This is a genomic window from Streptomyces sp. NPDC086835, from assembly GCF_044745705.1.
GTDB lineage: Bacteria > Actinomycetota > Actinomycetes > Streptomycetales > Streptomycetaceae > Streptomyces.
This window is the reverse complement of the sequence record NZ_JBIVAU010000002.1, coordinates 984,719-996,158: the sequence shown is the minus strand read 5'-3', so window position 1 is coordinate 996,158 and position 11,440 is coordinate 984,719. Positions and strand designations below refer to the sequence as shown.

Sequence of the window (11,440 nt, the reverse complement as noted above, 5' to 3'; positions counted from 1 at the left end):
GTGAGCGCCTCCCGAACGGGATGGTGGCGGTGGGTACCGCTCGCCCCCGCCACCATCCTGCTGCTTCTGTTCCTCGCCGGTCCGATCGGCTACTGCGTCTGGATCGCCTTCACCGACACCCAGCTCACGGGCCAGGCGGGGTCCGAGTTCGTCGGGCTGGACAACTTCCGCCGTGCCTTCGCCGACGACGACTTCCGCAACGCGGTCCGGCTGACCCTCGTCTTCACCTTCGTGTCCGCGATCGTCGGCCAGAACACCCTGGGCCTGGCCCTCGCCGGGCTGATGCGTGCCGCGTCCCGTCCCGTGCGTACCCTCACGGGAACCCTGGTGATCACCGCCTGGGTGCTGCCCGAGATCGTGGCGGCGTTCCTGCTCTACACCTTCTTCCGGCGCGAGGGCACGCTGAACGCGATCCTCGACTGGCTGCATCTTCCGTCGCAGAACTGGCTGTACACCCTGCCCATCCTGGCCGTGTCCTTCGCCAATGTGTGGCGCGGCACCGCGTTCTCGATGCTCATCTACTCCGCGGCGCTGTCCGAGATCCCGCGTGAGGTGACGGAGGCCGCCGAGGTCGACGGGGCGTCCGGCCCGCGTCGCGTCCTGTACATCACCCTGCCGATGATCCGGCGCTCCATCGGCACGAACCTGATGCTGAACACCCTCTCCACCCTCTCCGTCTTCGGTCTGATCTGGGCGATGACCCGCGGCGGGCCGGGCAACCGCAGCCAGACCCTGCCGGTGTTCATGTACGACCAGGCGTTCCTCAAGTCCTTGATCGGCTACGGCACGGCGGTGGCGCTGCTGCTGTTGCTGGTGGGTTCGCTGTTCTCGGTCGTCTATCTGCGGCTGATGAAGGTGGAGCCGTGATGCGCCGCGCGACCCGGGCGCGCCTCGTCGCCGACACCGCGCTGCTGGTGACCGCGGCGGCGTTCGCGGTGCCGCTGCTGTGGCTGGTCCTCGCCTCCGTGGACGCGGAGGCGGACCTGCGGCTGCGGGTCCCCTCGTCGGTCACGGCCGGCAACTTCGACGCGGTGCTCACCGACGAGATCACGTTCACGCCGATGCTCAACAGTCTGCTGCTGTGCGGCGGCGCGACGGTGGTCTCCGTGGTGTGCGCGGCCCTGGCCGCCTATCCGCTCTCACGTCACCGGTCGCGCTGGGGCCGCTCGTACCTGCTGACCATCCTGTTCACGACCTGTCTGCCGATCACCGCGATCATGGTCCCGGTGTACGGCTTGTTCGTGCAGGTCGATCTGATCGACACGATGTACGGCACGGCGCTGTTCCTGGCCACTGCCCAACTGCCCTTCGCCGTCTGGCTGATGAAGAACTTCATGGACGGCGTCCCGGTGGTCCTGGAGGAGGCCGCGTGGACGGACGGGGCGTCGAACCTGCAGACACTGACGCGGGTGGTGCTGCCCCTGATGGGCCCCGGCGTGACGGTGGTGACGATCTACACGTTCATCATGCTCTGGGGGAACTTCTTCGTCCCCTTCATGCTGCTGCTGAGCCCCGAGCAACTGCCCGCCTCCGTCTCGATCTTCACGTTCTTCGGCAACTACGGCTCGGTCGTCTACGGACAGCTCGCGGCGTTCTCGATGCTGTACTCGGCGCCGGTGCTGGTGCTGTACATCCTGATCTCCCGCAGGCTGGGCGGCGGCTTCGCCCTGGGCGGGGCGGTGAAGGGGTGAGCAAGGCGCCCGTACCGCCACGGCCGGCCCGCCCGGCGCCTCGGTACGCTCCCGGCGCCCCGGAACCGCCCGGTAACCGCGGTGCCCCACTCCCCACCGGACCGGCCATGGCTGTCCCGACGGTACGGACGCGTGATCAGGTCGGAGCTTTCGACAAGCCGTGGCTTTGGGTGTACGCACCGTAGTCAGCGGACGACGGCCGCCCCTAGGTTGTGCGCGTGCAGCACAACCCCTCCCCTCCGTTCAACGCCCCCGCCGCGCGCCGACTGCGCGAGGCCCTGGGGATGGCGCCGGCTCATGTGGCGTACGGGCTGCGGGCCCAGTACGGGATGCCGGTCACCCCCGAGACCGTGGCGGCATGGGAACGGGGGCTCGCCGTCCCCGACACCCGGGAGCTGACGGCGCTGGCCGGCGTGCTGTGGTGCTCGCCCGGCGAGCTTCTCTCCACCGCGACGAGCCTGCGCGAACACCGGATCGCCCGGGGCCTCGCGCCCGACGAGCTGGCCCGGCGGCTCGGCATGGACGCCTCCGCCTATCTGCGGATGGAGGAGTCGGGCAGATGGCGGGGCAACGAGCGGCAGACCGGGGCCCTCGCCGGGGCGCTCGGCCTGGCGCCCCGCGAACTGCTCGCCGCGACCGGCCGCGACAAGGAGCTGGCCGAGCTGCTGCGGGACGCGGTGACCTCGCGCTGGCAGGCGTACGTGCGCCCGGTGGGCAAGATGCTGCCGCTGGAACGCGGCCACCTCCAGGACGTCCTCCAGCAACTGCACGCCGACTACCAGGCCCGGATGGTGGCCACGCTCAGCTGGGGCGCGGCCTCGGACGACTCGGGCGAACCGGGCCGTGAGTTCCTCGACCGGATCGTGGACCACTTCTGGGAGCTGGCCCGCGCCCCCCGGCGTTAGGAGCGGCCGGGCCTCGGGTCGAACGAGAACAGCTGGCCCGTGCCGTCGTCGGTACAGCCGAGCTGACGCAGGTCGGCGCCCTTCTTCTCGCTGTCGGCGGCCTCCACCCCGGCACACAGGCCGCTGTGGACGGGGCGGAGCCGGTAGCCGCGTACCGGCTTGCCCACCGGTTCCAGGCGGAAGGCCTCCGCCGGGCCGCGTTTGCCGCACTCCTGGTCCTCCACCGGGGCACCGGCCTCGGTGGACTTCTCCTGGACGCCGGTGCAGCCCCAGCCGAAGGTGGTGTGGAAGGTCTCGAGCCGCCAGTCGGTCCCGATCCGTTTCAGGGAGAACCTGGGGATGGAGTCGGGCGTGCACGGCTGCTGGTAGAGCTGGCCGTTCTGCCCGCCCTGCTCCGCGAGGCACAGCCCGGAGTCCACGGCCCGTATCTGTACCGGTCCGGGAGCGGGCCCGCTCACGGCGGGCGGCTCGTCGTCCGCCTCCGTGCCGCCGCCGAAGTGCAGCACGGCCGCGGTGACCGCGACGGCGATCACGACGGCCCCCACCGCCGCCGGCAGCAGCCGGGGCCGCCGCCGGGGGCCGGACGGCGCAGGTTCCGGCGCGTCCGGCCCCGGGGTCGTGCCGGCTCGGAGCGACACCCCGTCCGCGGCGGAAAGCGCCGCTTGTTCGCCGGAACGCGGTTCGCGTCCGGACTCCGCGAGGGACGGCGCCGGTCCACCGTGTCCCGCGTCCACCGCTGCCGGCACCGCCACCGCCGGCCGTTCGCGGCGGGTCAGCTCCTTGCGTACCCGCAGCCACGCGTCGAGTTCGCCGGGCCCGGCGCCGCAGGCCCGCACGAACGCGGCGACGAGTTCCTCGCGCGGCAGCGTGGTGCGGGCGAGCATGTTGGCGACCGTGGAACGCGGCAGCACGTCCCCGACCGCCTCCGCCCGGGACGTCAACTCCCGGTAGGTCAGGCCCGATCGGTCCTTGAGCGCCTGCATCGCAGCGACGAATTCGGCCGGGTCGCGTACCCGCTCCGGATCCGGGGCACCGCTCCCGGCGAAGTCCATCCGCTGCTCCCCCTCTGCCGCCCACCTGCTGGGACAAGGTGGGACACGTCCCGGACAGGGAACAGCCTTGCGAGCGGCGGCGGGTAACTCAAGAGTGGTCTTCGCCAACCACCGGCGGGGGAACGCCGAACGGCCTTGATCGCCACGGGGGGACGATCAAGGCCGCTCGGCCCGGGCGGGTCCTCAGAAGACGGACTCGGCCTCGAACATCCGGTTCTCCGGGACGGTCTTCAGCCGGGTGACCGCGTGTGCCAGCGGCACCATCTTCACGTCGGTGCCACGCAAAGCGGTCATCATGCCGAACTCGCCCCGGTGCGCGGCCTCCACCGCGTGCCACCCGAAGCGCGTCGCGAGCACCCTGTCGTACGCCGTGGGCGTGCCGCCTCGCTGGACGTGGCCGAGAATGACCGGCTTGGCCTCCTTGCCGAGCCGGCGCTCCAGCTCGGCTGCGAGCCGGTTGCCGATGCCCTGGAAACGCTCGTGGCCGAACTGGTCGATCTCGCCCTTCGCGTACTCCATGGAGCCCTCGGCGGGGTGCGCGCCCTCCGCGACGCAGATCACCGCGAACTTCTTGCCGCGGGCGAAGCGCTCCTCGACCATCTTGACGAGGTCGTCCACCGCGAAGGGCCGCTCGGGCAGGCAGATGCCGTGCGCGCCGCCGGCCATGCCCGACTCCAGGGCGATCCACCCGGCGTGCCGGCCCATGACCTCGACGACCATGACCCGCTGGTGCGACTCGGCGGTGGTCTTCAGACGGTCGATGGCCTCCGTGGCGACCATGACGGCGGTGTCGAAGCCGAAGGTGCGGTCGGTGGAGGAGATGTCGTTGTCGATGGTCTTCGGGACGCCGACGACGGGCATCCCCGCCTCGGACAGCATCCGGGACGCGGTGAGCGTCCCCTCGCCGCCGATCGGGATGAGCGCGTCGATGCCGTACTGCTTCGCCAACTCCGCCGCGTTCTCCGCCGCTTCGCGCAGCCGGCCGCGCTCGAGGCGGGCGGAGCCGAGGATCGTGCCGCCGCGGGCGAGGATGCCACTGACGGCGTTGAGGTCGAGGGGACGGTAGTGGCCGTCGAGGAGTCCCTTGAATCCGTCCTCGAAGCCGATGACTTCGTCGCCGTGACCCGTCATGGCACGGTGCACGACCGACCGGATCACTGCGTTCAGACCCGGGCAGTCTCCGCCTGCGGTGAGCACTCCGATGCGCATCGTGCTGTGTCTCCTGCTCGTCAGTGGTCCTTGTGAGCCCACATCCGATTGTCCCACGGGCGGGGGAACGCCCGCGCTCCCTGCTACTCCGCGCCGCTCGCGGCCCGGCGCCGCCGTTCCCGCCCGGCGGGCGCCCTAGCCACCCGCGGAGGTATTGTCAAGAGGGCATTGCCGCCCCGAGCGGCCTTTCGGCGCGCCCGGTCCCGCCGTCCGTACGGCGGAGCACCGGGTGGGCCGGCGAAGCGGCGGGGCCGGGGTACGCCCCGGATCGCACCCATGGACTTGGACGGGAGAGATACGCGTGGCGCGCAGCGTTTACGTGACCGGGATCGACCGCGGAGACGGCCGGCAGGTGGTCGAGCTGGGGGTCATGGAGCTCCTGACCCGCCAGGTGGACCGGGTGGGCGTCTTCCGCCCCCTCGTCCACGACGGCCCCGACCGGCTCTTCGAGCTGCTGCGGGCGCGCTACCGGCTCTCCCAGGACTCCGCCTCCGTCTACGGCATGGACTACGACGAGGCGGCCGCGCTCCAGGCGGAGCAGGGCACCGACGAACTGGTCTCGCGTCTGGTCGAGCGTTTCCTGGCGGTGGCCAGGGAGTACGAGGTGGTCCTCGTCCTCGGCACCGACTACGCGGGCACCCAGCTCCCCGACGAGCTGGCGCTCAACGCCCGGCTCGCCAACGAGTTCGGCGCCTCCGTGATCGCGGTGGTCGGCGGCAAGGGCCAGACCCCAAAGGCCGTACGGGCGGAGACGCGCAACGCCTTCCGCGCCTATCAGGCCCTCGGCTGCAACGTTCTCGCCATGGTCGCCAACCGGGTCGCCCCCGACGAGCGGGCGGGCATAGCCGAGCGGCTCGCGGCCCGCCTCCCCGTCCCCTGCTACGTGCTCCCCGACGAGCCCGCGCTCGCCGCCCCCACGGTCGCCCAGATCACGCACGCCCTGGGCGGCACGGTCCTCCTCGGCGACGACTCGGGGCTCGCCCGCGACGCCCTCGACTTCGTCTTCGGCGGCGCGATGCTCCCGAGCTTCCTGCCCGCCCTGACCCCCGGCTGCCTGGTCGTCACCCCCGGCGACCGCGCCGACCTGGTCGTGGGCGCCCTCGCCGCGCACTCCGCGGGCACGCCGCCCATCGCGGGCGTGCTGCTGACGCTGAACGAGCGCCCGAGCGAGGAGATCCTGACCCTCGCGGCCCGCCTCGCGCCCGGCACCCCGGTCGTCTCCGTGACGGGGAACAGTTTCCCGACCGCGGCGGAACTGTTCGCGATGGAAGGCAAGTTGAACGCCTCCACGCCGCGCAAGGCGGAGACCGCGATCGGTCTCTTCGAGCGTCATGTGGACACCGGCGACCTGCTGGCCAGGCTCGCGGTGGCCCGCAGCGGCCGGGTCACCCCGATGATGTTCGAGCACGAACTGCTGGAGCAGGCCCGTGCCCACCGCCGCCGGGTGGTGCTGCCGGAGGGCACGGAGGAGCGGGTGCTGCGCGCGGCCGATGTCCTTCTCCGCCGGGACGTGTGCGACCTGACCCTCCTCGGGGACACCGAGATCATCCGCAAGAAGGCGGCCGACCTCGGCATCGACCTGTCGGCCGCCCAGCTGATCGACCCGCAGGCGTCCGAACTGCGTCAGCCCTTCGCCGAACGGTACGCACAGCTGCGCGCCCACAAGGGCGTGACGGTCGAGCTGGCGTACGACGTGGTGGCGGACGTGAACTACTTCGGCACGCTCATGGTGGACAAGGGCCTGGCCGACGGCATGGTGTCGGGCTCGGTGCACTCCACGGCGGCCACCATCCGCCCGGCCTTCGAGATCATAAGAACAAAGGGGGCCGCGCGGTGGGGGTCCCCCCGGACGGAGTCTGGGGGAGCGTCAGGCAGGGCGGGGGTGGGCGACGAAAGGGCGAAGCCCGAGGCGTCGATCGTCTCGTCGGTGTTCTTCATGTGCCTGGCCGACGAGGTCCTGGTCTACGGCGACTGTGCGATCAACCCGGACCCGGACGCGGAGCAGCTCGCCGACATCGCGGTGCAGTCAGCCGCGACGGCCGCCCGCTTCGGCGTGGAGCCGCGGATCGCGATGCTGTCGTACTCCACCGGGACGTCGGGCTCGGGTGCCGACGTGGACAAGGTGCGCGAGGCGACGAAGCTGGTGCGCGCCTCGCGTCCGGACCTGCACGTCGAAGGCCCCATCCAGTACGACGCCGCCGTCGAGCCCTCCGTAGCCGCCACCAAGCTGCCGGACTCCGAGGTCGCCGGCCGGGCGACGGTCCTGATCTTCCCGGACCTGAACACCGGCAACAACACCTACAAGGCCGTGCAGCGCACGGCGGGCGCCGTCGCGGTCGGACCGGTGCTCCAGGGTCTGCGCAAGCCGGTCAACGACCTGTCACGCGGCGCTCTGGTCAGCGACATCGTCAACACGGTCGCCATCACCGCGATCCAGTCCCAGGCCCAGGAGCTCCCCGCATGACCGTCCCGCAGTCCCCCACGCGCGTCCTCGTCCTCAACTCCGGCTCGTCGTCGCTGAAGTACCAGCTGCTCGACATGCGCGACTCGTCCCGGCTGGCGGTCGGTCTGGTGGAGAGGATCGGCGAGGCGACCTCGCGGCTGGTGCACACGCCCCTCGAGGGCGGCGGTGAGCGGCGTGAGCGCACAGGCCCGATCGCGGACCACGACGCGGCGCTCAAGGCGGTGTCCGAGGAGCTCACACAGGACGGGCTCGGACTGGACTCCCCCGCGCTCGCCGCGATCGGCCACCGGGTGGTGCACGGCGGTCTGAAGTTCCACGCACCGACCGTGATCACCGAGGAGGTGATCGCGGAGGTGGAGCGTCTCGTCCCGGTCGCGCCGCTGCACAACCCGGCGAACATCACCGGCATCCGCACGGCCCGGGCCCTGCGCCCGGACCTCCCGCAGGTCGCCGTCTTCGACACCGCCTTCCACACGACGATGCCGGAGGCCGCCGCCCGGTACGCCATCGACGTCGAGACCGCCGACGCGCACCGTATCCGCCGCTACGGCTTCCACGGCACCTCGCACGCCTACGTCTCGCGGGCCACCGCGGCGTTGCTCGGCAAGGACCCGTCCGAGGTGAACGTCATCGTGCTGCACCTGGGCAACGGCGCCTCCGCGTCCGCGGTGGCGGGTGGCAGGTGTGTGGAGACCTCGATGGGACTGACCCCCTTGGAAGGTCTCGTGATGGGTACGCGCTCCGGTGACATCGACCCGGCGGTGACGTTCCACCTGAAGCGCGTCGCCGGCATGAGCACCGACGAGATCGACGCACTGCTCAACAAGAAGAGCGGTCTGGTGGGCCTGTGCGGGGACAACGACATGAGGGAGATCCGCCGGCGGATCGACGAGGGCGACGAGCGGGCGCGGCTGGCGTTCGACATCTACGTCCACCGGCTGAAGAAGTACATCGGCGCGTACTACGCGGTGCTCGGGCGGGTGGACGCGGTGGCGTTCACGGCGGGTGTCGGCGAGAACGCCGCCCCGGTGCGAGAGGCTGCCCTCGCGGGTCTGGAGGAGATGGGCCTCGTGGTGGACGCCGGGCTGAACGCCGCCCGGTCGGACACGGCGCGGCTGATCTCGCCGGAGTACGCGCGGGTGGCGGTCGCCGTCGTGCCGACGGACGAGGAGCTCGAGATCGCGCGACAGACCTTCGAGCTGGTGACGGGAGACGTCAAGAAGGGGGTGCCCGACAGCCCGACAGCCTGAAGCGCTGGAAGGCCGGAAGGCTAACGCCTGAGCGGGCCGGCGCCCATTTGTACATTCCACCAGACGGAATATTCCGCAGGGAAACAAACCGATAGGATCCGCCTTATGCGCCGTTCCAAAATCGTCTGCACACTGGGCCCCGCCGTCGACTCATACGAGCAGCTGAAAGCGCTCATCGAGGCCGGTATGAACGTGGCCCGTTTCAACTTCAGCCACGGGACCCACGCCGACCACGAGGAGCGGTACCACCGCGTCCGCCAGGCGTCCGAGGACACCGGACACGCCGTGGGCGTGCTGGCCGACCTCCAAGGCCCCAAGATCCGCCTGGAGACCTTCGCCGAGGGACCGGTCGAACTGGTCCGTGGCGACGAATTCACCATCACCACCGAGGACGTCCCCGGCGACAAGTCGATCTGCGGGACCACCTACAAGGGCCTGCCCGGTGACGTCTCCAAGGGCGACCAGGTCCTGATCAACGACGGCAACGTCGAACTGCGCGTCGTCGAGGTCGACGGCTCGCGGGTCAAGACGATCGTCGTCGAAGGCGGCGTGATCTCCGACCACAAGGGCATCAACCTCCCCGGCGCGGCCGTCAACGTCCCGGCCCTTTCTGAGAAGGACGTCGAGGACCTGCGCTTCGCACTGCGCATGGGCTGCGACATGGTCGCGCTCTCCTTCGTCCGTGACGCGAGCGACGTCAAGGACGTCCACAAGGTCATGGACGAGGAGGGCCGCCGCGTCCCCGTCATCGCCAAGGTGGAGAAGCCGCAGGCGGTCGAGAACATGCAGGACGTCGTCATGGCCTTCGACGGCGTGATGGTGGCCCGTGGCGACCTCGCGGTGGAGTATCCGCTCGAGCGGGTGCCGATGGTCCAGAAGCGCCTCATCGAACTGTGCCGCCGCAACGCCAAGCCGGTGATCGTGGCGACCCAGATGATGGAGTCGATGATCACCAACTCCCGCCCCACCCGCGCCGAGGCGTCCGACGTCGCGAACGCGATCCTGGACGGCGCGGACGCGGTCATGCTCTCCGCGGAGTCGTCGGTCGGCGCGTACCCGATCGAGACGGTCAAGACGATGTCGAAGATCGTCGTCGCGGCGGAGGAGGAGCTCCTCTCCAAGGGCCTCCAGCCCCTGGTCCCCGGCAAGAAGCCCCGCACCCAGGGCGGTTCGGTCGCCCGCGCGGCCGCCGAGATCGCGGACTTCCTGGGCGGCAAGGCGCTGATCGCGTTCACCAAGTCCGGTGACACGGCCCGCCGTCTGTCCCGCTACCGCGCCGAGCAGCCCATCCTTGCCTTCACGACGGACCAGTCGACCCGTAACCAGCTCACCCTGAGCTGGGGCGTGGAGTCCTTCCTCGCGCCGTTCGTGGAGACGACGGACGCGATGGTCGAGATCGTCGACGCGGAGCTGCTCAAGCTCCAGCGCTACAACGCGGGCGACGTCATGGTGATCACGGCCGGCTCGCCTCCCGGCGTCCCGGGCACGACGAACATGGTGCGCGTCCACCACCTCGGCGGCGAGGCCCGCGGCTGACCCGCTCCCCCTGTCGACAGGCGGCCCCCCCGACCCTTCCGGTCGGGGGGCCGCCGCCTTGTGTCCGGCTCCGCCGTCACCCTCTCCGGGGCCAGGCGTATCAACTCCTTGACACAGTCAGGGAGCTGGGCAATTGTGTCACCACCTTGATACACCCGACGGACGGAGAAAGGTGGTCGGCATGTCTGCTGCCGCGACGGCGGAAGGCACCTGGCGCACTTGGATCGACACCCCCACCCGATGGGCGGGCGCGGCCGCCGGCGTCGCGGTCGGCGCACTCGTCGACTTCAACCCGGAGCCGGACGTCCAACTCCTCTACGCCTTCCCCGCGTTCGGACTGTGCGTCATGGCCGGCGTACGGGCGGCCGATCTGATCGCACGCCCGCGGCACAGCTGGATACGGGTGGCGGAAGTCGCACCCCGCCGCGTCCGCGACCACGTGCCCCGCGCACTGGCCGCGTTCCTCGCCGCGCAGGCGGTGATCCTCACGGTACTCGTCGTCGTTGCCGCGAGTACGGCCTCCGCGGACTCCAAGGGCCGCCCCGGACGGGCCCTGGCCGTCGAGTGCCCCGCCGGGTCCCAGCTGCTCGGCCCCTGGCCCGGCCTCTACTACGCCTGGCCGGCGCTGGGGGGCATGGCCCTCGGCACCGTCGCCTGCGCACTGCTGCTGCGCCGCGTGACCTTGCGCTCCCAGACGGACGACCAGCGCCGGATCCAGGCACGCGCGGCGGTCGGCGCCTGGGGAGTGCTCGTCACGGCCCCGCTCTTCGCCGTCTCGTTCACCATGGCGGTCGTCGTACTGAGCCTGTCCTGCGCGGGCGCGGCGAAGGTCTTCGCCCTGACGGCGCTGGCCCTCACCGCCTTCACCTCCGCGCTGACCGGCTGCCACTGCCTGGGCGTCCTCCTGATCCCCCAGGCCTACACGGAGGCCAGGTCATGACCGCGCACAGCGTCCGCATCACCGTCAACCACGCGGCGCCCGTCCCGCCCTACGAACAGGTCCGGGCCCAGCTCGCCGACCTCATCTCCGTGGGCCGGCTCCGCCAGGGCGACCGGCTGCCCTCCGTCCGCCAGCTCGCCGCTGACCTCGGCCTCGCCAACAACACGGTGGTCCGCGCCTACCGCGAACTGGAGACCGCCGGCCTGGTCAGAACCCGCCGCGGCTCCGGAACCCAGGTCATCGCGCCCCCGTCGATCGCCGACTCCAAGGAGAAACTCGCGGAACAGGCCCGCCTCTTCGCGATCGCGGCACGTCAGCTCAACGCGACGGACGAGGAGGCGTTGGCGGCGATCCGGCACGCACTGGCGTCGGCGGACAGCGTCTGAGGCGGCG

The 11,440-nt window shown here is 71.1% G+C and carries 10 protein-coding genes; 8 read left to right on the top strand and 2 right to left on the bottom strand.

Annotation, left to right across the window (positions count from 1 at the left end; translation table 11 throughout):
* The 3 genes from ACIPJI_RS10685 (at position 1) to ACIPJI_RS10675 (ending at position 2,596) form a co-directional block, all read left to right on the top strand.
* Complete coding sequence (locus ACIPJI_RS10685) at positions 1–867, top strand: sugar ABC transporter permease (RefSeq protein WP_356621066.1); 867 nt, start codon at positions 1–3, stop codon at positions 865–867.
* Complete coding sequence (locus tag ACIPJI_RS10680; protein WP_402245589.1) at positions 867–1,691, top strand: carbohydrate ABC transporter permease; 825 nt, start codon at positions 867–869, stop codon at positions 1,689–1,691. Before ACIPJI_RS10685 ends, ACIPJI_RS10680 begins: the two co-directional genes overlap by 1 nt.
* 284 nt (positions 1,692–1,975) lie before the next feature.
* Positions 1,976–2,596, top strand: a complete 621-nt coding sequence (locus tag ACIPJI_RS10675; protein WP_402245810.1) for an XRE family transcriptional regulator — start codon at positions 1,976–1,978, stop codon at positions 2,594–2,596.
* Here ACIPJI_RS10675 and ACIPJI_RS10670 read toward each other — a convergent pair.
* Both ACIPJI_RS10670 and ACIPJI_RS10665 read right to left on the bottom strand, forming a co-directional pair.
* On the bottom strand, positions 2,593–3,648 hold the full coding sequence (locus ACIPJI_RS10670) for a helix-turn-helix domain-containing protein (RefSeq protein WP_356621065.1): 1,056 nt from the start codon (positions 3,646–3,648) through the stop codon (positions 2,593–2,595). The genes ACIPJI_RS10675 and ACIPJI_RS10670 overlap by 4 nt on opposite strands.
* A gap of 183 nt (positions 3,649–3,831) precedes the next feature.
* A complete protein-coding gene (locus ACIPJI_RS10665) occupies positions 3,832–4,857 on the bottom strand; it encodes an ATP-dependent 6-phosphofructokinase (protein ID WP_307708356.1) in 1,026 nt (341 codons plus the stop codon).
* Positions 4,858–5,158: 301 nt separating this feature from the next.
* Between ACIPJI_RS10665 and pta the strand changes: the two genes are divergently transcribed.
* The 5 genes from pta (at position 5,159) to ACIPJI_RS10640 (ending at position 11,433) form a co-directional block, all read left to right on the top strand.
* Positions 5,159–7,321, top strand: coding sequence for a phosphate acetyltransferase (pta, locus tag ACIPJI_RS10660; RefSeq protein WP_356621064.1), 2,163 nt, complete (start codon positions 5,159–5,161; stop codon positions 7,319–7,321).
* Positions 7,318–8,571, top strand: coding sequence for an acetate kinase (locus tag ACIPJI_RS10655; RefSeq protein WP_307708354.1), 1,254 nt, complete (start codon positions 7,318–7,320; stop codon positions 8,569–8,571). The genes pta and ACIPJI_RS10655 overlap by 4 nt, the downstream gene beginning before the upstream one ends.
* A 105-nt stretch (positions 8,572–8,676) precedes the next feature.
* On the top strand, positions 8,677–10,107 hold the full coding sequence (gene pyk / locus ACIPJI_RS10650) for a pyruvate kinase (RefSeq protein WP_307708353.1): 1,431 nt from the start codon (positions 8,677–8,679) through the stop codon (positions 10,105–10,107).
* A 181-nt stretch (positions 10,108–10,288) separates the two neighbouring features.
* Entirely contained in the window at positions 10,289–11,047 is a 759-nt protein-coding gene (locus ACIPJI_RS10645; RefSeq protein WP_402245585.1) for a hypothetical protein, read from the top strand.
* Positions 11,044–11,433, top strand: coding sequence for a GntR family transcriptional regulator (locus ACIPJI_RS10640; RefSeq protein ID WP_356621062.1), 390 nt, complete (start codon positions 11,044–11,046; stop codon positions 11,431–11,433). The genes ACIPJI_RS10645 and ACIPJI_RS10640 overlap by 4 nt, the downstream gene beginning before the upstream one ends.
* The last annotated feature ends 7 nt before the right edge of the window (positions 11,434–11,440 follow it).